This window comes from Pseudomonas arsenicoxydans (assembly GCF_900103875.1).
Lineage (GTDB): Bacteria > Pseudomonadota > Gammaproteobacteria > Pseudomonadales > Pseudomonadaceae > Aquipseudomonas > Aquipseudomonas arsenicoxydans.
This window is the reverse complement of the sequence record NZ_LT629705.1, coordinates 5,090,912-5,111,191: the sequence shown is the minus strand read 5'-3', so window position 1 is coordinate 5,111,191 and position 20,280 is coordinate 5,090,912. Positions and strand designations below refer to the sequence as shown.

22 protein-coding genes are annotated in these 20,280 nt (G+C 60.7%); 12 read left to right on the top strand and 10 right to left on the bottom strand.

The genetic code is table 11. From position 1 onward, the window contains the following. Window positions 1–210 precede the first annotated feature (210 nt). Window positions 211–477 carry a short-chain dehydrogenase gene (locus BLQ41_RS23790; RefSeq protein ID WP_090185231.1) on the bottom strand — a complete coding sequence of 89 codons (267 nt, stop codon included), beginning with the start codon at window positions 475–477 and terminating at the stop codon, window positions 211–213. Next, window positions 474–758 (bottom strand): DUF3077 domain-containing protein, encoded by a 285-nt coding sequence (locus BLQ41_RS23785; protein WP_090185230.1) that lies wholly within the window; start codon window positions 756–758, stop codon window positions 474–476. The genes BLQ41_RS23790 and BLQ41_RS23785 overlap by 4 nt, the downstream gene beginning before the upstream one ends. A gap of 436 nt (window positions 759–1,194) precedes the next feature. On the opposite strand from BLQ41_RS23785, the gene BLQ41_RS23780 reads away from it, so the two are divergent. Continuing rightward, a complete protein-coding gene (locus BLQ41_RS23780; protein ID WP_231997060.1) occupies window positions 1,195–1,656 on the top strand; it encodes a hypothetical protein in 462 nt (153 codons plus the stop codon). 217 nt (window positions 1,657–1,873) lie between these two features. Here BLQ41_RS23780 and BLQ41_RS23775 read toward each other — a convergent pair whose 3' ends face one another. Next, entirely contained in the window at window positions 1,874–2,899 is a 1,026-nt protein-coding gene (locus tag BLQ41_RS23775) for a DMT family transporter (protein WP_090185225.1), read from the bottom strand. Between BLQ41_RS23775 and BLQ41_RS23770 the strand changes: the two genes are divergently transcribed. From BLQ41_RS23770 to BLQ41_RS23720, 11 genes are all read left to right on the top strand, one after another. Next, window positions 2,894–3,457, top strand: a complete 564-nt coding sequence (locus tag BLQ41_RS23770; protein ID WP_090185222.1) for a helix-turn-helix domain-containing protein — start codon at window positions 2,894–2,896, stop codon at window positions 3,455–3,457. The genes BLQ41_RS23775 and BLQ41_RS23770 overlap by 6 nt on opposite strands. Window positions 3,458–3,612: 155 nt before the next feature. Then, window positions 3,613–4,812: an SfnB family sulfur acquisition oxidoreductase gene (locus BLQ41_RS23765; RefSeq protein WP_090185219.1), complete on the top strand. Its 1,200-nt coding sequence runs from the start codon at window positions 3,613–3,615 to the stop codon at window positions 4,810–4,812. A 10-nt stretch (window positions 4,813–4,822) separates the two neighbouring features. After that, window positions 4,823–5,257: an acyl-CoA dehydrogenase gene (locus BLQ41_RS23760; RefSeq protein WP_090185216.1), complete on the top strand. Its 435-nt coding sequence runs from the start codon at window positions 4,823–4,825 to the stop codon at window positions 5,255–5,257. Further along, a complete protein-coding gene (locus BLQ41_RS23755) occupies window positions 5,257–6,660 on the top strand; it encodes an LLM class flavin-dependent oxidoreductase (RefSeq protein ID WP_090185212.1) in 1,404 nt (467 codons plus the stop codon). The genes BLQ41_RS23760 and BLQ41_RS23755 overlap by 1 nt, the downstream gene beginning before the upstream one ends. A 230-nt stretch (window positions 6,661–6,890) precedes the next feature. Then, on the top strand, window positions 6,891–7,796 hold the full coding sequence (locus BLQ41_RS23750) for an AMP-binding protein (protein WP_090185211.1): 906 nt from the start codon (window positions 6,891–6,893) through the stop codon (window positions 7,794–7,796). Next, window positions 7,793–8,569, top strand: a complete 777-nt coding sequence (locus BLQ41_RS23745) for an ABC transporter ATP-binding protein (RefSeq protein ID WP_090185210.1) — start codon at window positions 7,793–7,795, stop codon at window positions 8,567–8,569. Before BLQ41_RS23750 ends, BLQ41_RS23745 begins: the two co-directional genes overlap by 4 nt. Then, window positions 8,569–9,450 carry a branched-chain amino acid ABC transporter permease gene (locus tag BLQ41_RS23740; protein WP_090185208.1) on the top strand — a complete coding sequence of 294 codons (882 nt, stop codon included), beginning with the start codon at window positions 8,569–8,571 and terminating at the stop codon, window positions 9,448–9,450. Before BLQ41_RS23745 ends, BLQ41_RS23740 begins: the two co-directional genes overlap by 1 nt. Window positions 9,451–9,454: 4 nt before the next feature. Further along, on the top strand, window positions 9,455–10,504 hold the full coding sequence (locus tag BLQ41_RS23735) for a branched-chain amino acid ABC transporter permease (protein WP_090185205.1): 1,050 nt from the start codon (window positions 9,455–9,457) through the stop codon (window positions 10,502–10,504). Between the two features lie 25 nt (window positions 10,505–10,529). Then, the gene (locus tag BLQ41_RS23730; protein ID WP_090185203.1) at window positions 10,530–11,870 is read left to right on the top strand and encodes an ABC transporter substrate-binding protein; all 1,341 of its coding nucleotides are present in this window, start codon (window positions 10,530–10,532) and stop codon (window positions 11,868–11,870) included. A 3-nt stretch (window positions 11,871–11,873) separates the two neighbouring features. Further along, complete coding sequence (locus tag BLQ41_RS23725; RefSeq protein ID WP_090185200.1) at window positions 11,874–12,641, top strand: ABC transporter ATP-binding protein; 768 nt, start codon at window positions 11,874–11,876, stop codon at window positions 12,639–12,641. 14 nt (window positions 12,642–12,655) lie between these two features. Continuing rightward, window positions 12,656–14,086 (top strand): FAD/NAD(P)-binding protein, encoded by a 1,431-nt coding sequence (locus BLQ41_RS23720; RefSeq protein ID WP_090185198.1) that lies wholly within the window; start codon window positions 12,656–12,658, stop codon window positions 14,084–14,086. An 80-nt stretch (window positions 14,087–14,166) separates the two neighbouring features. Here BLQ41_RS23720 and BLQ41_RS23715 read toward each other — a convergent pair whose 3' ends face one another. The 7 genes from BLQ41_RS23715 to BLQ41_RS23685 form a co-directional block, all read right to left on the bottom strand. Continuing rightward, window positions 14,167–14,901: a substrate-binding periplasmic protein gene (locus BLQ41_RS23715; protein ID WP_090185195.1), complete on the bottom strand. Its 735-nt coding sequence runs from the start codon at window positions 14,899–14,901 to the stop codon at window positions 14,167–14,169. 673 nt (window positions 14,902–15,574) lie between these two features. Beyond that, the gene (locus BLQ41_RS23710; RefSeq protein ID WP_090185190.1) at window positions 15,575–16,138 is read right to left on the bottom strand and encodes an NUDIX hydrolase; all 564 of its coding nucleotides are present in this window, start codon (window positions 16,136–16,138) and stop codon (window positions 15,575–15,577) included. A 2-nt stretch (window positions 16,139–16,140) separates the two neighbouring features. Continuing rightward, window positions 16,141–16,893, bottom strand: coding sequence for a GntR family transcriptional regulator (locus BLQ41_RS23705; protein ID WP_090185187.1), 753 nt, complete (start codon window positions 16,891–16,893; stop codon window positions 16,141–16,143). Window positions 16,894–16,979: 86 nt separating this feature from the next. Beyond that, entirely contained in the window at window positions 16,980–17,369 is a 390-nt protein-coding gene (locus tag BLQ41_RS23700) for a carboxymuconolactone decarboxylase family protein (protein WP_008059553.1), read from the bottom strand. A 70-nt stretch (window positions 17,370–17,439) separates the two neighbouring features. Then, entirely contained in the window at window positions 17,440–17,925 is a 486-nt protein-coding gene (locus BLQ41_RS23695; RefSeq protein ID WP_090185184.1) for a flavin reductase family protein, read from the bottom strand. A gap of 12 nt (window positions 17,926–17,937) precedes the next feature. Continuing rightward, the gene (locus BLQ41_RS23690) at window positions 17,938–19,419 is read right to left on the bottom strand and encodes an aldehyde dehydrogenase (RefSeq protein WP_090185181.1); all 1,482 of its coding nucleotides are present in this window, start codon (window positions 19,417–19,419) and stop codon (window positions 17,938–17,940) included. After that, window positions 19,416–20,249 carry an alpha/beta fold hydrolase gene (locus BLQ41_RS23685; RefSeq protein ID WP_090185179.1) on the bottom strand — a complete coding sequence of 278 codons (834 nt, stop codon included), beginning with the start codon at window positions 20,247–20,249 and terminating at the stop codon, window positions 19,416–19,418. Before BLQ41_RS23685 ends, BLQ41_RS23690 begins: the two co-directional genes overlap by 4 nt. Window positions 20,250–20,280: the final 31 nt, after the last annotated feature.

The window sequence follows — 20,280 nt, the reverse complement described above, 5'->3', positions numbered from 1 at the left end:
AATCCTACAAGGTAGACGGAAAAACCCTGATTCACATTGTTTCGGAGGCGTGTTTTCAGCAGGTCCGGCCCCTTCGCGAGCAAGCCCGCTTCCACATGGATCTGTGCTGTGTTGAGGTTATGTGTACACAGCAGATCCCTTGTGGGAGCGAGCCTGCTCGCGATGAGGCCCTGACAGTCAACATCAATCCGGGCGATCAAACGACGACCGTTAGAGCTGCGCCCTAATCTGCCGCCCCAGTACATCCATCACATCACACCCATCCCGCAGCAACATTGCCGCCGCATGCGCGAGTTGCTGCACATCGGCCCCCTTGGCTTGAGTGATATCAAGACTGGCCAGGCTTTCCATCATCTGCGTTACGGCCAGAAACCGTGTGGCCGCGTTGCTGTGCAACACGTCCAGCGGTGCTTGAGTGGCGACCAGTAACACCGGTATGTCGCAGTCATTGTTGGTCATCGGCATGTGAGGGTTCATGCGTCACCTCCAGCTTGGGTCGCGTGCATCCCGTCGATGGATGCTTGAACCAACGAGCGCGCAGTACCGAGCATTTGCTGGCTGGCCCAGCGTAATGAAGCTTTATGTTCCGGGCGGGTGGCGGAGGGGGCTTGATGGGCAAGGGCTTCGGCGCAGCTGAGGTAGACCGCGGCGTGTTCGAGGGCGTCGATTAACGGGATGTCAGGTTGTACGGCGAAGAGGTGGTGGTCGACGTGGTCGCAGCGGGCGAAGGGGGTGGATTTTGTGGTTGCTTTGGTCATGGGTGTAGCTCCGTGAGATTCAAAGGAGCTGCCACAAAAATCGCCGTCAAACGAAATAGGGTGGCAACTGTGCGCAGGTTGACGGACCGGTCTCACGTACCCGGCGCACCCGAAGATGCCCCACGCACAGTCGCCATATGCAATGACCGGGCACGGAAGTGCTCGAGCAGAGAGAGGCTATGCGCGTTGTGAGAAAAAGCCGAGCCGTCAAACCCGATCACGAATGAGTCGTGACAGGCGGGAGAATAGGGAGTGAGGGCTGGGCAGTCAACCGGTGAAAAGCCCGAAATAGCTGTGTTGCTTGTAGGTTTGTTCCGAGACTGTCAACCACCCGAAATCCCTTGTGAGGAGCCGACTGACATTGATTCCAGTCAGTTAAATCTGCCACGGGTTATCCTTCGCTCAAGGAAATAATCGAGGAGTCATGGGAAAAAGGATGTTTACCAATAAAAGGTTGTTTTGCTGGCTGGGCGTTTTGATACTGGTTAATGCGGCTGCACTGGCGGTTATTGCATCAAATGTGTCGAAGGCCCACGACACGAAAATGATTAAGACTAAAGAGCCGATGCTTATTGAGGGACCGAATGGCGATGAAAACTACTATGTGCTTCCCCTCGGTACCACGCTATATCATGACAAGAGCTTTCCTGAAGGGCATGACCGCTATGTCGTTTACTTGAATCATAAAGGTGCAATTGCACACGAAGAAGTGCCGATGAAGCCGGAATACGGAGGCTCGTTTATCGATCCGCTTTGGATGTCAAATATTGATGCCGATACGCTCAAGGAAATCTTCAAGCGCTTCCCGCTTTCCAAGGACGATGTGGCTGCGGCCATAAAATCTAACGGTTTCACCAGAGATGATCTCGCTGACATCATCCGGTCATTGCCAGAGTAAACACGGGATTAGATTGATCTTGAAAAGATGGAAGCTTGAACGTCGGTGTGAGCCTACAAGGTAGACGGAATATTCCTGATTCACATTGTTTCAGAGGTGTGTTTTCAGCAGGTCCGGCCCCTTCGCGGGCAAGCCCGCTCCCACAGGATTAGTGCAATCCCTGTGGGAGCGGGCTTGCCCGCGAAAGCGATCTTTCAAACACCGTGGATTCCGCTGCTCAACCCTGAGTTTCCCGCTCCAGTTCATCGACAGGTGCCGCAGCCTTACCCTTGGTCTTCAACTCACTGACAATCACCGCCGCCACGATCAACCCCGCACCCACCAGCGCAATCGCCGGCAGCCGCTCCCCGGCGATCCGCCCGACAATCCCGGCCCACACTGGCTCTCCTGCATAAATTAGTGTCGCCCGGGTCGGCGAGACACTTTTTTGTGCCCAGTTCATCGCCACCTGAATCGCCGCGCTCGCCGCACCCAGGCCCAATGCGCTGCACAACAGCAACCAGGAAAAGTCGGGAATCACTTCCTGGGTTGGCACCACCATCAGGAACGACAGCACCGACGTGGTCGCCAATTGCACCACCGTCACCCGGCGCACATCGACTTGGCCGGCATAGGTGCTGATCAAGATGATCTCTGCGGCAATCGCCACGGCGCTGATCAACGTAGCGATCTCACCTGGACTGAAATTGAAAGAAGCACCGGCAGGCCCCGACAGCAACATCAACCCGGTAAACGCCAGCATGATGCCGATGCTCGGCATCAACCCCGGGCGCCGCCCGAGCACCAGCCATTGCAGCAACGGCACGAAGGGCACGTACAACGCGGTGATAAACGCCGATTGACTGCTGGGAATGCTCTGCAAGCCCACGGTCTGCAAGCCATAGCCGAGCATGATCGCCACACCGATAAACGCGCCGGCCTTGAGCTCGAACAGGGTCAGTTGCCGCAGGTGTCGCCAAGAGAACAGTGCGACGATGGCCGCTGCAGCGGCAAAGCGCAGGCCGACAAAAAACATCGGTCCGCTGACCGTCATGGCGTGCTGCACCAGAAGGAATGTCCCGCCCCAGACCATGGTGATCAGCACCAGCACGCACTCGGCATTGCTGAACCGCGAGAAACGGGGAGAAGTGTGAGGGGAGTTCACCGACGTCATGACCTTGCGCACTACCTGAGGGGGACGCACAATGCGCCGAATGTTGCGCAGTATACTGCCCAACCCCACCAAGTGAGCAATATAGTGCACAAAGATTCTACCCCCCGGGCTTCGGTCCTCCAGCACGTCAGCCAGAACGTCCGACGCCTGCGCCATGCCGCCGACATGAGCCAGACCGCGTTGGCTGAAAAGTCCGGTGTTAGCCGGCGCATGCTGGTGGCCATCGAGGCCGGCGAGAAGAATGTCAGCCTGACCACCCTCGACCGCGTGGCCGAAGCGCTGGACGTGGCGTTCAGCGACCTGATCCAGGCCCCGGATGCCCGCGATCCGAGCCGTATCAACGAGGTGGCCTGGGCCGGAAAAATTCCCGGCAGCAAAGCCGTTCTATTGTCCAAAGCCACCGCCACCCGCGAGGTGGAGCAGTGGGAGTGGTGCCTGCAACCGGGGGAAATCTATCCCTCGCAACCGGACGCCGAAGGCTGGAGCGAGCAGATCTTTGTCTTCGAAGGCTGCCTGACATTGATGCTGGGCGACACGCCGCATGAGATAGCTGCCGGCGAGTTCTACATGTTCGCCAGCGACCAGCCCCACACCTATCGTAATGATGGGTTGGTGGCGGCGCGGTTTGTGAGGAATGTGGTGATCTAACTGTTTGCAGATCAACACTTGATAGACAATTTGCTGTTTTATAGCTGCAAGGATTTCTCGAAAAATTCTTCAAGCTGTTGAAATTAAACGATATTAACTTCAGGCACGACTCCTGCAAAAGCTCTGATGCATTCATCAGAATCCCGGAGTCGCCCATGACAGCCTCTGCCCAACCCCGCACCGCCCACGTGATCCGTTCGGACGCCGAAGCCATCGCCGTCGCTCACAAGCTAGCTGCGCGCTTCGCCATCGAGGCCAGCGTCCGCGACCGCGAGCGACGCTTGCCAATTGATGAACTGGACGAGTTCTCCGCCAGTGGCCTCTGGGGCATCACCGTTCCCAAGGCCTACGGCGGCGCAGGTGTCTCCTACGTGACCGTCGCGGAAGTGATCAAGATCATTTCCGCCGCCGACTCGTCCCTCGGCCAGATCCCGCAAAACCACCTCGGCGTGCTCGACATCCTGTTGCAAACCGCCACCGAAGAGCAGAAGCGCTACTACTTTGGCAAAGTCCTGCAGGGTTATCGCTTCGGCAACGCCTTTTCCGAATCCAAGAGCAAAAATGCCGGCGCGTTCGAAACCCGTATCCGGTTTGATCAAGACACCGCGCAAATCGATGGCGAGAAGTTCTACTGCACCGGCGCCTTGTTTGCGCACATCGTGCCGGCGGTGGCGGTCAACGAACAGAACCAGGCGTTCATCGCTTTCATCGAGCGCGACACACCCGGCCTGACGGTCATCGACAGCTGGGACGGTTTCGGCCAGCGCACCACGGCCAGCGGCGGCGTCACCTTGAATGCGGTCAAGGTCCCGCTCAGTGCGGTGATCCCGGCCCACAAGGCGTTCGACGAACCCACCGCCGATGGCCCGATCTCGCAAATCATCCAGGCGGCCGTGGATACCGGCATCGCGGTCGGCGCCCTGGAAGAAACCAAGCGCTACGCCCGTGAAGCCCGGCCATGGATCGACAGCGGCCAGGATCACGGCTGGCAGGACCCGTTCAGCATCGCCGCGATTGGCGACCTCGAATGGCGCGTCCACGGCACCGAAGCGATCCTGAAAAAAGCCGGCCACGCCATCGACGCGGCGTTGCTCAACCCCAATGAAGACACGGTGGCCCACGCCTCGGTGGTGGTCGCCCAAGCCAAAGTGCTGTCCGCCGAAATCGCCTTACTTGCCAGCAGCAAGCTCTTCGAACTGGCGGGCACCCGCTCGGTGCTCGGCAAATACAACCTCGACCGGCATTGGCGCAACGCTCGCACCCACACCCTGCACGACCCGGCACGCTGGAAATACCACCTGATCGGCAACTACCTGCTCAACGGCGTGAAGCCTGCGCGCCACGCCTGGAACTGAGGAGCCCACCATGAATGCCCTAACTCAACCGATTGTTGCCGACCAGCCGCTGGCCAAGAGTCAGCATGACCTGCACAACGCCCGCAGCCTGCTGGATGCGACGCTGCGGATTGTCCGTCAGCAAGAAACCACGAATGACCCTTACGTCATCAGCCGTTTCGGCGATTTGCACATTCGCATCGAAGTCGCCGCCGCGCTGCTCGAACGCGCCGAAGATTTCTTCAACAGTCATCAGGACGACACGGAAATCAGCGTCGCCATTGCCGAGTCGCACCTGGCCAGCGCCGATGCGCTCAACGCCGTCAGCAACGCCGAATTCGAACTCACCGGCCAACGCACCGTATTGCATGGATCACTGCACGATCCGCTGCGCTGGAAACTCCACCTCATAGGCAACTTTCGCCTCAACGGCATCCATCCCCCAAGCGTTCGGAGTGTTGTTTGATGGCCCGTGAAATCCGCCTCAACGCTTTTGACATGAACTGCGTCGGCCACCAGTCGCCGGGGTTGTGGGCGCATCCGCGTGATCGCTCATGGCAATACAAAGACCTCGAATACTGGACTGATCTGGCGAAAATTCTCGAGCGTGGCAAGTTCGACGGTTTGTTCATCGCCGATGTGCTGGGTATCTACGACGTCTACAACGGCAATGGGGATGCCGCGATTCGTCAGGCGGCGCAGGTGCCGGTCAACGATCCGCTGCAACTGATCCCGCCGATGGCGCTGGTCACCGAGCACCTGGGCTTTGGTCTTACCGCTTCGTTGTCGTTCGAGCATCCGTATCCGTTCGCCCGGCGCCTGTCGACCCTCGACCACCTGACCAAGGGCCGCGCCGGCTGGAACATCGTCACCTCGTATCTGGAAAGCGGTGCGAAGAACCTCGGCCAGAAAGCCCAGACCGAACACGACGCGCGTTACGACTTCGCCGAGGAATACCTGGAGGTTTGCTACAAGCTCTGGGAAGGCAGTTGGGAAGAGGGCGCCATTGTGCGTGATCGCGAACGGCGGATTTTCAGCGACCCGAGCAAAATCCACGAGATCCGCCATGTCGGCAAACACTTCCAGGTGCCGGGCATTCACCTTTGCGAACCCTCTCCGCAACGTACGCCGGTGCTCTATCAGGCCGGTGCATCGAGTCGCGGCAAGCAGTTCGCCGCCGAGCATGCCGAGTGTGTGTTCGTCGCCGCGCCATCGAAGGTGCTGCTGAAGAAAACCGTGGCCGACATTCGTCGTCGTGCCGCCGAGGCCGGTCGCGATCCGTCGAAGATTCTGATCTTCAACCTGCAAACGGTGATCCTCGGCGAGACCGACGCCAAGGCCAAGGCCAAGTTCGAGGAATACAAAACCTGGGTCAGCTACGAGGGCGCGATGGCGTTGATTTCGGGCTGGACCGGGATCGATTTCAGCCAGTTCAAACCCGATGAACCCCTCAAGCATGTGCACACCAACGCCATTCAATCGGCGGTGGAGGCGTTCTCCACGGCAGACCCGAACAAGGTCTGGACGCCTAACGAATTGGCCGATTGGGTTGGCATCGGCGGGTTTGGTCCGTTGTTTGTGGGCAGCCCCGAGACTGTGGCTGATCTGTTGCAGGAGTGGGTTGAAGAGACCGATGTGGACGGTTTCAACCTGGCTTATGCGCTGACTCACGAGACCTTTGTCGACGCCGTGGAATTGTTGGTGCCTGAGCTGCAAAAGCGCGGCGTGTATAAGACCGACTACGCGCCAGGGACCTTGCGCGAGAAGTTGTTCGGGGAAGGGCCGCGATTGCCGGAGATTCATCCGGGGGCGGGGTATCGGGACCTCGGAGTGTTGCGGCAGCAGGAAAAGAAAGTGGTGTCGGCGTAGACGCCTTCGCGAGCAAGCCCGCTCCCACAAGATAATCGGGTCCTACACAAATGATCGTTCCCACGCTCCGCGTGGGAATGCATCTCGGGACGCTCCGCGTTCCCTGCTCCAAAAGCGGACGCAGAGCGTCCATGGCGGCATTCCCACGCGGAGCGTGGGAACGATCATTGCGTCAATCCTTCAGCTCAGCGGACCACCGCACGCTTTTGCCCATGAACAGGAGGTCACCCATGAGCGTGCACGAACTCAAACGTCCGGCAGTTGCGGATACCGCCCAGTGGCGGGTCGATCTGCCCCAGGCGCTGGAGCAACTGCGCCATTGGGCGCAGGTCAGTCCGTTGCAATCGGCGTTGCGCCACAAGCGCCACGGTCAGTGGTTTGTCTGGCGCTGGATCGACGCCTTGCGTGATGTCGAGCGCCTCGCCGACGGTTTGCGCCAGCAAGGCTTCACCGAGGATTCACGCCTGGCCCTGAGCGGTGCTTTCGAACCGAATCTGTTGTTGCTGGCCCTCGCCGCGCAGCATCTGGGCGGGCAATCGCTGACGCTGCCGGACAACCTCGATCCACCAACCCTGCGCAAGATTCTGGGGCGCAGTCGTCCCACTCACGCTTTCGTTCAGGATCGGCAGACGCAACAACGGTGGCGCGAGCAGGGCCAGACGCTGCTGGATTTCAACCAGTTGCTCGGCCCGGTGGACACCCCGCAACACCTCAAACGTTGGAGCCAGGGCACGCAACTGTGGGGCGAAGAGGGCACGCAATGGCAGACCGGCCTGACGGTGTTGCTTGAACAATGGCTGAGCAGCGGTCACTCCCTGGCGTTCCCGGAAAGCCTGGGCAGCGCCAGCCGGGATCGTCGCGAAGTCGCGCCCTCCGGGCTGGTGCTGTCCGCCGGACGCTTGCAACGGTTGGCCGATGAAATCGACAGTCGTCTCGCCCCGCACGGCACTTGGCGCCGCCGCCTGTGCGACTGGGCCATTGCCCACCCGGAAAAAGGTCTGCAACGCCTGATCAAAAATCGCGTTCGCCGACTGCTCGGTTTCCACAACCTGCGTTTCATCTGGCAAGCCACCCGCGCCGCACACGCTCAACCGACGCCGACCTGGCTCACCGAATTCAAACGGGACATCGCATGAGCTCGACCGATTCCATCCTGCAAGTCAGCGGCATTTCCCTGTCGTTCAAAGGCGTGAAGGCGATCAATGAATTGTCGTTCGAGGTGCGAATAGGCGAGATCTGCGCGCTGATCGGCCCCAACGGCGCGGGCAAGAGTTCGTTGCTGAACGTACTGAACGGTGTCTACCGGTTTGACGCGGGGTCGATTGCCTTTGAACAGCAGCCGTTCACCCACATCGATCCCTTGACCGCTGCACGGCGGGGCATCGGCCGCACATTCCAGAACAACGCGCTGTTCAAGAAGATGAGCGTGATCGACAACATCCTCACCGGGCTCTCGCGGCACTTGCGTAGCAGCTTCATCGAGCAGGCGTTGAACCTGCCGCGAGCCCGGCGTGAAGCCGAAAACTTCCGCCAACAAGCCCAGGCCATTCTCGAATTCCTCGAACTGCAAGCGCACCGCGATGTGCCGGTGGGCAACCTCTCCTATGGCCTACAAAAACGCGTGGAGCTGGGCCGCGCCTTGATCGCCGGGCCGCGCCTGTTGCTGCTCGACGAGCCGATGGCCGGGATGAACGCCGAAGAAAAACAAGAGATGGCCCGTTTCATCGCCGACATCAACCGCGACCTCGGCACCACGGTGGTGTTGATCGAGCACGACATGAGCGTGGTCATGGGCTTGTCCGACCACGTCGTGGTGCTCGATTACGGACGCAAGGTCGGCGACGGCACACCTGCCGAAGTGCAGGCCGACCCCGAAGTGATTGCGGCCTATCTGGGAGTGGTGCACTGATGACGTTTTTCTTTGAAACCCTGCTCGGTGGCCTGCTCGCCGGGACCATGTACTCGCTGGTCGCCATCGGCTTCGTGCTGATCTACAAGGCCAGCGGTGTGTTCAATTTCGCCCAGGGCGCGATGCTGCTGTTTGCTGCGCTGACCTTCGTCAGCCTGCACGATCAAGGCGTGCCGTTTGCCCTGGCGTTGTTGCTGACCGTGGTGGTGATGGTCATCGGTGCGCTGCTGATCGAACGGCTGGTGTTGCGGCCCTTGGTCAATCGCTCGCAGATCACCTTGTTCATGGCCACGCTTGGACTGTCGTTCATCATCGAAGGCCTGGCGCAGGGCTTGATGGGCTCGCAGGTGCGGGCGCTGGACCTGGGCATCGATGATGTGCCGCTGTTTATCGGCGGCCTGATGGTCAGCCAGTTCGACCTGATCGCGGCGGCGGCCGCCATCGTGTTGGTGACGGTGCTGGCGCTGCTGTTCAACAAGACCCGCATCGGCGTGTCGTTGCGCGCGGTGGCCGATGACACCACCGCCGCGTTATCGATCGGCATCAACCTGAACCGCATCTGGCAGATCGTCTGGGCGGTGGCGGGCATTGTCGGGCTGGTCGCCGGATTGCTCTGGGGCGCACGCCAAGGGGTGCAGTTTTCCCTGTCGCTGGTGGTGCTCAAAGCCTTGCCGGTGCTGATCATCGGCGGTTTTACCTCGATTGGCGGGGCGATTGTTGGCGGGCTGATTGTCGGCGCTGCGGAAAACCTCGCCGAAGTCTACGTCGGCCCGTTGATCGGCGGCGGCATTACGCCGTGGTTCGCATACGTCCTGGCCCTGGCCTTCCTCTACATCCGTCCCGCCGGCCTGTTCGGCGAGCGCGCCATCGAGCGAGTCTGAACCCATGTCGATTTCCCTTACCCGTGAAACCGCACCGTCGGTGTTGATCGAACGTCGTGTGCCGATTGGCCTGGGCGCTTTGTTGTTGATCGCCTTCGTCGTCGTGCCACTGGCCGGCAATGACTATTGGCTAAACGCCATTCTGATCCCGTTCCTGGTGCTGTCCCTGGCCGGGCTCGGCTTGAACCTGCTCACCGGCTACACCGGCCAGACGTCGGTCGGTGCTGCCGGGTTCATGGCGGTCGGGGCGTTTGCCACTTATGGCTTCCTGCTGCGTTTGCCCGAACTCGGCCTGCCGGTGGCGCTGCTCGGCGGCGGGCTGATCAGCGCCGTGGTCGGTTTCGTTTTCGGTTTGCCGAGCTCACGGATCAAGGGTTTTTACCTGATGGTCACGACCCTGGCTGCACAGTTCTTTCTGGAGTGGCTGTTCGTCAAATTTCCCTGGTTCTACAACTACGGATCCTCCGGGACCATTTCTGCGCCAAAACTGACGTTGTTCGGCCATGACCTGAACACACCGCTGGGCCGTTACCTGCTGACCTTGACCACGGTGCTGGTGCTGACCTGGGTTGCGGTGAACCTGGTGAAAAGCCAGATCGGTCGCAACTGGATGGCGATCCGCGACATGGACACCGCCGCTGCGGTGATCGGCATTCCCGTGGTGCGCTACAAACACCTGGCGTTCGCCGTCAGCTCCTTCTACCTGGGCATCGCCGGGGCGCTGTGGGCCTTCGCTTATCTGGGCACCGCCAGCGCCAGCAGCTTCGATATCAATCGCTCATTCCAGATCCTGTTCATCATCATTATCGGCGGCATGGGCAGCATCGCCGGCAACTTCGTCGGCGCGGCATTCATCAGCCTGCTGCCGATCCTGCTCAGCCACGCCGGGCAGGCATTGTTCGGCGGTTCGGTGGACGCCGGCCAGTTGCAGAACCTGCAAAAAATCATCTTCGGCGTGCTGATCATCGTGTTCCTGATCAAGGAACCGGAAGGGCTGATCCGCCTGCTGAGCAACCTTCGTGAACGGCTGAGCCACTGGCCGCTGCGCTTCTGAATTCCTCAACGATTAGAGAGACAACATGCGTGCATCCTTGAAACGTTCGTTGGTTGGCGCCGCTCTGGCGCTGGCGGTTTATGGCGCTACGGTGCCGATGGTCCAGGCATCGCCGGACCAGCAATTCTTCCCGTTAGCCACCTATCGCGTTGGCGCGTATGCCTCCAGCGGCGTGCAGGTCTGGGCCGGCATGCTCGATTACCTGAACTACATCAACGACGTGGAGGGCGGGATCAACGGCGTCAAACTGGTCTGGCAGGAATGCGAAACCGAGTGGACGGCGGAGAAGGGCATCGAGTGCTACGAGCGCTTCAAGAAGGGCCTGGATGGCGCGCCAGTGGCGATCTATTCACCCAACGGCGCCCCGGCCGCCTATGCGCTGAGCGAACGGGCAGAGGTCGACAAGATCCCGTTGATCACCCTCGGTTACGGCCGCACTGAGGCCACCGACGGCACGGTGTTCCCCTACAACTTCCCGGTGATGCTGACGTTCTACAGCGAGGCGTCGAGCCTGATCAACTACATCGCCCAACGCGAAGGCGGCTTCGACAAACTCAAGGGCAAGAAGATCGCCACGGTCTACCACGACTCGGCGTACGGCCGGGAAACCCTGGGGCCGCTGAAACTGCTGGCCGAGAAGTACGGCTTCGAAAACATCCAGATTCCGGTGGCCGATCCGGGTAACGAACAATCGTCGCAGTGGCGGCAGATTCGTCAGCTCAACCCGGACTGGGTTTTCCTGCGCACGTGGGGCGTGTCGACGCCGGTGGCGGTCAAGACGGCGGCACGCTTCGGCTTCCCGGTGGACCACATCGTCGGCGATATCTGGGCCAGTTCCAGCGAAGATGTATTGCCTGCAGGCGCTGCCGCCAAGGGCTATCTGGCGCTGACGCCATACCCGGCCGGCACCGATTTCGAGATCCACAAGCGCCTCAAGCAATACATCCTCGACAAGGGCAAAAGCGATCTCAAGGACCTGAAGAATTTCGGCAGCGTCTATTACAACTCCGGGCTGGTGAACGCAGCCGTAATGGTGGAAGCGATCCGCACCGCCCAAGGCAAATTCGGCAAGCGTCCGCTCAACGGCGAGGAAGGACGCTGGGGCCTGGAACACTTGAACATCGACGACGCGCGGCTCAAGGACATGGGCTATCTGGGCCTGATGCAGAACCTCAAGCTGTCCTGCAAGGATCATGAGGGCGGTGGTTCGGCTCGGGTGCAGCAGTGGGATGGCGCCAACTGGACGCTGATCAGCGACTGGATCGTCGCCGACCGTGCCCTGTTGCGGCCGTTGATCGACGAAAAATCGGCGGCATTCGCCAAGGAAAAAGGCCTGACACCGCGCACCTGCACCGGAGATGAATAAGCCATGAGCCAAGCCGCCAGCGACATTGCTGCCCCTGACCTGTTGCACGTCAAAGACATCGAAGTCATTTACGACGGCGCGATCCTGGCCGTGGCCGGGGTGTCGCTGACGGTGCCCAAGGGGGGCATCGTCGCGTTACTCGGTGCCAACGGCGCGGGCAAAAGCACCACGCTCAAGGCGATTTCCGGGCTGGTGCGGGCCGAGCGCGCGGAGGTCAGTCGCGGGGTCATCGAGTTTCTCGGACGTGATACCGCAGGCGTCGATCCCAGCCTGCGCGTGCGCCAAGGCATGGTCCATGTGCTCGAAGGCCGGCACGTGTTCGCGCAGCTGACGGTCGAGGACAACCTGCGCAGCGGCGGGTTTGTCCGGCGTTTGAGTCGTCAGGACATGGCCCATGATCTGGAGCGGATCTACACCTGGTTTCCGCGCCTGAAAACCAAGCGCAAGACCCAGGCCGGATTGACGTCTGGCGGCGAACAGCAAATGGTCGCCATCGGCCGGGCGTTGATGACGCGTCCTACTTTGGTACTGCTTGACGAACCTTCCATGGGTTTGGCGCCTATTATCGTCCAGGAGATTTTCGAGATCGTTGCCCAACTCAATCGTGACGAGCAGGTGAGCTTCCTGATTGCCGAGCAAAATATTAACGTGGCACTCAAGTACGCATCGACGGCCTACGTCCTCGATACCGGCCGTGTGGTGCTGTCCGGCAGCAGCGAGTCATTGCTGGCGCGGGGCGATCTGCACGATTTCTATCTAGGAAAACATTGACCAGTGAGAACGCCATGACTCAAACCCACAGCGGACAGGCGACTGACGCCATCCGCCACGCGGATATCCTGATCGTCGGCGGCGGCCTCAGCGGCGCGATGCTGGCGGCGCAGTTGCTGCGCTTGCCTGGGCGACGTTCGGTGCTGGTGATCGAGCCACGCGCCGAACTCGGCCGGGGCGAGGCGTACAGTGCGGTCGAACTGGGCCATACGCTCAACGGCAACGCCGCGCGCATGAGTGTCGATCCGGACAATGCCGATGACCTGACCCGGTGGCTGACCGATTACATTGCGGCCGGTGGCTGGCCTGAGTCGGATGAACAGCATGTGCCGATCAGTGAATTGTTCCCGCCCCGCGGACTGTTCGGTGTGTACGTGCAGCAGCGTCTGGCCGAGGCGCAAGCGGTAGGGGCGTTGAACGGTTCAACGGTCGAGCATGTGCGGGCCGAAGTCGTCGACCTGCAAACCGGGGATGATTCGGTGCTGCTGAACTTGAGTGACGGGCAACGTCTGCAAGGGGCTTATGCGGTGTTGGCCACGGGAATGTTTCCGGCTGCGCGCACGCCGCAGACCGAGTCCAGCGGCTTGAACGCGGCGGCGCTCGATCCGTGGGACGTGGCGGCCATGCGCCGGCTCAACCCGCAATCGACGGTACTGATCATCGGCTCGGGCCTGACCATGGTCGATGCCGTGGTGTCGCTGGAACAGGCCGGGCATCGCGGGCCGATCGAAGTGTTTTCCCGGCATGGCTTGCTCCCGCACGTGCGCCGGCAACCGCCGGCCTGGGCGGATTTTCTTGCTGAAGACCCCAGCATTCGCACCCCCCGGCAGCTGGTGCGAGAACTGCGTCGGCATTGCCGGGACGCCATCGCCCAAGGCATCGATTGGCAGGCGCCGCTCGATACGGTGCGGGCGCATATCGGCCGGTTGTGGAATCAGGCGACGGATGTGCAGCGTCGGCAGTTTGTGCGGCACGTGCGGCCATGGTGGGAAAGTCATCACCACCGCTCGCCACCGTTGAGTGCAGAACTCGTGGCACGGCTGCACAAGGAAGGGCGATTGCGGATTCAGGCCGCCTCGTTCAAGGGGCTGGAGCCGACAGTCGAAGGGCAGGTGAGCATTCGCATCCGCCGCCGTGGTGAAGCTGAAACCGCTGTCGTCAGTGGTGCGGCGTTGATCAATTCCAGCGGCATCGAATACGACTGGCGCCGTGTCGCCCGGCCGCTGCCACAGCAACTGTTGGCGCGCGGTTTGATTCGACCCGGGCCGTTGGCGTTGGGTATTGCGGCCGCAGTGGATGGCGCGGTGCTGGACGCCGAAGGGCATATTTCCAGCCGGCTGTTCGCCATGGGCCCACCGCTGCGCGGCATGTGGTGGGAAAGCACGGCAGTCACCGACGTGGCAAGCCAGGCCAAAAATCTCGCCGCCCGCCTGACTAAAAAATAATCCCTGTAGGAGCTGTGGTGACGGAACTCCAGATTGTTTCAACCGGCGAAACCAAGACTGATGATGCTTTCATTCCATCATCAGCGGGGCGTGTGTTCGCTTAGCCAACGCTGTTTGAGTTGTTCGAGGCGGCCATCGCGGCTCATCTCATCAAGCGCCTGTTGCCAGCGGATGACCTGACGAGCATCGGTCTGTGGGGAAAAAGCGATGTAGGTGCCTTGTTTCATCAGCGGCATCTGGTAGTGCAACTGGGTGGGTGGCAACCCTTCTTCACGGGCCATCGTCGCCACGGAAAGGGTATCGGCCACGACAAAGTCGGTGCGACCGAGGCGCGCCAGACGCATCATTTGCTCGGGCGTTTCCACGCCATACAGGTTGGCCAGGCCTTGCTTTTGCAAGTAGCTGTAAGCCAGCCATTTACGCGGGATGGCGATACGGCTCAGGTTGTTGACGTCTTGCAGACTGCGCACCGGTTGTTGGATGTCGCGTGCGGCATAGAGGGCGATTTCCACGTCCATCAGAGGGCCGACCCATTGGTACTGTCCTTCGCGTTCGGCGCTGCGTAGCACGGTAAACACGCCGGTGGCAGGCTCGGTGGCGGCAACGCGTAAGGCGCGCAGTAAAGGCATTTGTTGCAGATGCACCTGATCGCCGGTGCTTTCGGCCAGTGCCTGCACCACCTCCACGCAAAACCCCACCAGTTTGCCGTCTTGTTGGAAATGCAGGGGCGGGTGGTTGTCGGTGAGCAGGTTCAGGTCGGCTGCGAGGGCGGTAAAGGTCAGGAAAAATAACAGACAACCGGCAATGCGCTTCATGAATCGTCCTTGATTGAATGAGGTGTAAATCTTAGTACGCGCTTGACGCGACTGTCCTGACGAATTGTCGGACTATTGCGTCAGATTTGAGGATTTATAGACTGGGGGGGAGGGGCTTTACAGCTGATCATTTTGTTTGTAGGTGTACATATCCGTTGCTGCGGTAACGGCGGCTGGCGGTTTCGCCCTTACGGCGACTCACTTTTTTTTTAAACGCCAAAAAAAAGTAAGCAAAAAAAGGCTCGCCCCGAGCGTCCGGCCCCTCGCTTAGGCATTCATCTGGGGGCATCGCCTCCGGTCGGCTTCGCTTCGACCTCCTCTCGATGTGTTCGACTTCGTCGAACGGCGCTGCGCGCCTGCCCCCCAGATGAATGCCTCCACTCAGCCTTCCGAAGGGGCGGGTGGATCAAAAGCCAGCTCAAGAGCTGCAGGCGAGCTACCGCTCGGCCTGTTGAGTGGTGAGGAGCGAAGCGGGTACGCCGATCTATTGTGGCGATGGCGCGGGTAGATCAAAGGCACGATCTGCATCTCTGCCGAAACCAGGTCGATCGGCAGGCCGCCTCGTTTGGTTTTTGCAGTACAGGGGACTTCGAGAGGGTGAGCTTCAGGAGCCAAATCCATAAAAGCGTTCAGGCGTCATGAAGCGATCTCAAGACCACCAGCCGCATGTCCACTACCGAATGAAGTGAATCTTGCCGGTGTCATCGTTGCCGATGTAGATGCCGTAGACGCCGGCCTGGCGTTCTTCGATGTAGCGTTCGAGGATTTGCCGGATCGCCGGGTAATAGATGCTGTCCCAAGGAATGTCCTCGGGTGCGAAGAATTTGTAGTCGAGGGTTTCCGGGCCGTACTGGCCGGTAATTTCCAGCGCGATGGCGCGGAAGATGATGTAGACCTCGCTGATCTTCGGCACGCTGAAGATCGAGTAAGGCGAGAGAATTTCTGCGCGTACGCCGCTTTCTTCCCAGACTTCACGCAATGCGGCTTGTTCGGTGGTCTCGCCACCTTCCATGAAGCCTGCGGGCAGGGTCCAGGTGCCAGGGCGCGGCGGAATCGCGCGCTGGCACAGCAGGTACTTGCCATCCTGCTCGATGATGCAGCCGGCGATGATTTTCGGATTGACGTAATGGATGTAGCCGCAGCCGCGGCACATCAGGCGCTCGTGCGTATCGCCCGGCGGCAGCTGCGACTTCAAGTCGTTGCCGCCGCACTTTGGACAAAAGCTCGGGCTGAACATGTTCAGCGGCCTATGCGTGGTTCTTTAAGCGCGATGGGCAGGGTGATCTCGGGGATTGCCCCGGTTTCTTCCTGCTTGCGCTTCAGGTAATCCAGCGCCACGGCGGCGGCGGCGCGAACGTGGTCGACGCACGCCTGGTGAGCGGCCAGCGGATCGCCGCTCTTGATCGCTTCGACCATGCGCTCCATCTCCTGATTGCTCGAGCCACGACGGTTTTCCTGGGACACCGAGGTCGCACGCAAGTAGCTGATGCGCGCCTGCAACTGGCGCAGTTGAGTGGCCGCGACATGGTTGCCGGAGCCTTCGAGCAGCACGTCGTAGAAACCCTGGACCGAATCGATGACCTGTTGCAGTTCGCCATCCTTGAGGGCCTTGCGGTTTTCCTCGAGGGCTTTCTCCAGGGCCTTGATGTTCTTGGCCTTGGCGCGAAGGGTGAACAGCTGCACGATCAACCCTTCAAGCACGCAGCGCAGCTCATAGATATCGACGGCATCGGCGAGGGTGATGATGGCGACCCGTGGGCCTTTGGCATCGGCGAACTCCACCAGACCTTCGGATTCCAGGTGACGCAAGGCTTCACGCACGGAGGTGCGGCTGACCCCGAGGCGATCGCACAGGTCGCGCTCGACCAGACGGTCTCCCGGCAGTAGCTGGAAGTTCATGATGGCGCTTCGCAGTTTATCCAGCACGATTTCGCGCAGGGTAACGGGGTTGCGATTGACCTTGAAGCTGTCGTCGAGTGGCAGGCGTTTCATGGGGTCCGCTCTGAATGTGGCTGTCCATGCAAAAAGAGCACTACGATCCAGGATCATCATGCTCAGGTCATCACAACAGCCAAGGGTTAACTGGAGGCCTCGGCATCGGCTTCGGCGAACGCTTCGCGGGCGAGCCGGAAACTGTCTACGGCAGCGGGGACACCGCAATAAATACCGACCTGAAGCAGAATTTCGCGTATTTGTTCACGACTCAGCCCGTTACGCAAGGCGCCGCGTACATGCAGCTTGAGTTCGTGAGGCCGATTGAGGGCCGAAATCATGGCCAAGTTTATCATGCTGCGTTCTTTAAGCGACAAACCCTCACGGCCCCAGACGTGGCCCCAGCAGTACTCGGTGACCATTTCCTGCAGTGGCCGGGTGAAGTCGTCGGCGTTCTCGATGGAACGGTTCACATAGGCTTCGCCCAGCACCTGAGTGCGGATTTTCAGGCCTTTTTCATACTTCTCGTTGCTCATCTTCATCATCCTTTCGCCGCAAATCCCCTGTGGGAGCAGGTTCGTTCCCGCAGGGGTTTGAGTATGCCGTTCAGGCCAGCGCGGGCAGCGGGCCCAGCTTGCCTTTGTGGTAAATCATCGGCGTGACGGGTTGCTCGGGCAGAATCAGATTCTTCACCGCGCCGACGATGATCGCGTGATCTCCGCCATCGTATTCGCGCCACAGTTCGCACTCGATGATCGCCGTGGCCTTGCCCAGCAGCGGATTACCCAGTTCGCTCAAGTGCCATTCGATGTGTTTGGCCTTGTCCTTGCCTTTGCTGGCGAACGCATAGGCTTCGGCGGTCTGGTCGGCGGACAGCAAGTGAATCGCGAACTGCTTGCTGTCGCGCAGGATCGGGTACGTGTCCGAGGCATAGTTGGGGCAGAACAGCACCAGTGCCGGGTCAATCGACAGCGCACTGAAAGCGCTGGCGGTGATGCCGACGATGCCGCCGTCCGGGTCCAGGGTGGTGACCACCGTGACCCCGGAAGGGAACGAGCTCATGACGTCTTTGTAGATGCCGGGTTCGATCATTTCGTAAATCTCCTAGCGCATCACAAATGGATCAGGCATTGGCGCCTGGGACAGGTTGATCCACACCGTCTTGAGCTCGGTGTAGGCCAGCACCGAATCGATGCCGCTTTCGCGTCCATAGCCGCTGTTCTTGAAGCCACCGATCGGCGCCATCGCCGATACGGCGCGGTAGGTGTTGACCCAGATGATCCCGGAACGCACGTCTCGGGCCAGGCGATGGGCACGGCCCAGATCGCGTGTCCAGATACCGGCAGCCAGACCAAACTGGGAGTCGTTGGCAATCGCCAGCGCCTCGGCTTCGTCCTTGAAACGAATCACCGACGCCACAGGGCCGAAGACTTCTTCCTGCATGATCTTCATCGAGTTGTGGTCGCATTCGAACAAGGTCGGCTCATAGAACCAGCCTTCGCCCAGATTCTGCGGACGCTTGCCACCCATGCGCAGACGGGCACCTTCGGCGATGGCATCGGCGACTAGCCCTTCGACCACGGCCAGTTGCTGCGCGGTGGCCATCGGCCCCATTTCGCTGCTGTCTTCCTGCGGGTTGCCAATGCGGATGCGTTTGGCACGCTCCACCAGACGCTCGACGAACTCGTCGTAGATTTCATCCTGAACCAACAGGCGCGAGCCAGAGACGCAGCTTTGACCGGACGCGGCGTAGATCCCGGCAATGGCGCCGTTGATTGCGCTGTCGAGGTCGGCGTCGGCGAAGATGATGTTCGGCGACTTGCCGCCCAGTTCCAGCGACAGCTTGGCGAAGTTCTCGGCGCTGCTACGCACCACATGCCGCGCCGTGGCCGCTCCGCCGGTGAAGGCAATCTTGCGCACCAGCGGATGGCGGGTGAGGGCGGCGCCAGTGCTCGGGCCGTAACCGGTGACGACGTTGACCACGCCCGGTGGAATGCCGGCTTCCAGCGCCAGACGGGCCAGTTCGAGAATGGTTGCCGAGGCGTGCTCGGACGGCTTGATCACGATGGTATTACCGGCGGCCAGGGCGGGCGCCAGTTTGATCGCGGTCAGGTACAGCGGGCTGTTCCAGGGAATGATCGCGGCGACCACGCCCATGGCTTCGTGCACGGTGTAGGCAAACAGGTCCGGCTTGTCCAGCGGCAGGGTGCCGCCCTCAAGCTTGTCTGCCAGGCCTGCGGTGTAGTGGAAAAACTCCGGCAGGTAACTGACCTGACCACGGGTTTCGCGAATCAGCTTGCCGTTGTCGCGGCTTTCCAGCTGCGCCAGGTGTTCCTTGTTTTCGGCAATCAGATCGCCGAGGCGGCGCAGCAATTTTCCCCGCGCCGTGGCGGTCAGACCGCGCCATGCCGGGCTGTCGAAAGCAGTCTGTGCCGCCTGTACGGCGCGCTCGACGTCGGCTTCGTCGGCGTCGGGCAGTTCGGCCCAAGGCTCGGCCAGCGCCGGGTTCAGGCTTTCGAAGGTCTTGCCGGAGAGGGCATCGACCCATTCACCGCCGATGCACATCTGGAAGCGTGCGAGTGTCATGCAACGATCCCCTTGATCTGGTTTTGTCGGGAGTGCGCGTTGTCGAGAAACTCCAGCAATAGCTGGTTGACCAGGCGCGGCGATTCTACGGGCATCATATGCCGCTGCTCGGCGAGCACGGCAACGGTTGCACCCGGAATGTGTGCGGCCAGTTGCTCGGCCATTTGTGGCGTCGAGCCCGGATCCAGTTCGCCGGTGGCGACCAGCGTCGGCACCTGGATGCTGCCCAGATCCTCCGCGCGGTACATGTCCTGGGTGGCGAACAGTTCGTAAGTCGTCAGGTAACCCTGGGGGTCATTACCGGCCAGTGTCTGACGCAGGGCTGCGATCTGTGCCGGGTTGGCCGCCTGGTATTCACGGCTGAACCAGCGTGACAGCGCGGCCTCGGCGTTGGCATCCGGCCCGTGTTCTGCCGCCTGTGCGGTGCGGGCAATGACGCCGGCACGTTGTTCGGCACTGCGATTGAACACGCTGTTGAGCACGACCAAGCCTTGCAGGCGCTGCGGGTAATGCAAGGCAAACGCCCGCGCGACCAACCCGCCCATGGAAAAGCCGATCACCGTCACCTTGGGCAGTTGCAGGTGGTCGAGCAACTCCAGCAACTGATCGGCATAGCCGAGCAGCGGCGTGCCGCTTTCCGGGCGCGGGCTGGCGCCGTGGCCGAGCATGTCGTAGGCAATCACGCGGTATTTCGTGGCCAGGCCAACGACCTGGCCGCCCCACATTTCTTTGTTCAGGCCCACGCCGTGGATCAATACCACGGGCTGGCCTTGGCCGGTCGCCAGGTAACTGGTGCCAGCCGGGGTGCGTTCAGCGGTGAGCCGAATCATGGAGCGCTCCTGCATGCCTTTTTGTTGTTGT

Bases quoted from the DNA above. Each gene is read 5' to 3' on its own strand.
- BLQ41_RS23720 (WP_090185198.1), top strand. From the start codon at position 12,656: ATGACTCAAACCCACAGCGGACAGGCGACTGACGCCATCCGCCACGCG.
- BLQ41_RS23755 (WP_090185212.1), top strand. From the start codon at position 5,257: ATGGCCCGTGAAATCCGCCTCAACGCTTTTGACATGAACTGCGTCGGC.
- BLQ41_RS23715 (WP_090185195.1), bottom strand. From the start codon at position 14,901: ATGAAGCGCATTGCCGGTTGTCTGTTATTTTTCCTGACCTTTACCGCC.
- BLQ41_RS23730 (WP_090185203.1), top strand. From the start codon at position 10,530: ATGCGTGCATCCTTGAAACGTTCGTTGGTTGGCGCCGCTCTGGCGCTG.
- BLQ41_RS23780 (WP_231997060.1), top strand. From the start codon at position 1,195: ATGTTTACCAATAAAAGGTTGTTTTGCTGGCTGGGCGTTTTGATACTG.
- BLQ41_RS23690 (WP_090185181.1), bottom strand. From the start codon at position 19,419: ATGACACTCGCACGCTTCCAGATGTGCATCGGCGGTGAATGGGTCGAT.
- BLQ41_RS23760 (WP_090185216.1), top strand. From the start codon at position 4,823: ATGAATGCCCTAACTCAACCGATTGTTGCCGACCAGCCGCTGGCCAAG.
- BLQ41_RS23740 (WP_090185208.1), top strand. From the start codon at position 8,569: ATGACGTTTTTCTTTGAAACCCTGCTCGGTGGCCTGCTCGCCGGGACC.
- BLQ41_RS23700 (WP_008059553.1), bottom strand. From the start codon at position 17,369: ATGAGCAACGAGAAGTATGAAAAAGGCCTGAAAATCCGCACTCAGGTG.
- BLQ41_RS23685 (WP_090185179.1), bottom strand. From the start codon at position 20,249: ATGATTCGGCTCACCGCTGAACGCACCCCGGCTGGCACCAGTTACCTG.
- BLQ41_RS23785 (WP_090185230.1), bottom strand. From the start codon at position 758: ATGACCAAAGCAACCACAAAATCCACCCCCTTCGCCCGCTGCGACCAC.
- BLQ41_RS23745 (WP_090185210.1), top strand. From the start codon at position 7,793: ATGAGCTCGACCGATTCCATCCTGCAAGTCAGCGGCATTTCCCTGTCG.
- BLQ41_RS23735 (WP_090185205.1), top strand. From the start codon at position 9,455: ATGTCGATTTCCCTTACCCGTGAAACCGCACCGTCGGTGTTGATCGAA.
- BLQ41_RS23765 (WP_090185219.1), top strand. From the start codon at position 3,613: ATGACAGCCTCTGCCCAACCCCGCACCGCCCACGTGATCCGTTCGGAC.
- BLQ41_RS23750 (WP_090185211.1), top strand. From the start codon at position 6,891: ATGAGCGTGCACGAACTCAAACGTCCGGCAGTTGCGGATACCGCCCAG.
- BLQ41_RS23705 (WP_090185187.1), bottom strand. From the start codon at position 16,893: ATGAAACGCCTGCCACTCGACGACAGCTTCAAGGTCAATCGCAACCCC.
- BLQ41_RS23695 (WP_090185184.1), bottom strand. From the start codon at position 17,925: ATGATCGAACCCGGCATCTACAAAGACGTCATGAGCTCGTTCCCTTCC.
- BLQ41_RS23710 (WP_090185190.1), bottom strand. From the start codon at position 16,138: ATGTTCAGCCCGAGCTTTTGTCCAAAGTGCGGCGGCAACGACTTGAAG.
- BLQ41_RS23725 (WP_090185200.1), top strand. From the start codon at position 11,874: ATGAGCCAAGCCGCCAGCGACATTGCTGCCCCTGACCTGTTGCACGTC.
- BLQ41_RS23790 (WP_090185231.1), bottom strand. From the start codon at position 477: ATGAACCCTCACATGCCGATGACCAACAATGACTGCGACATACCGGTG.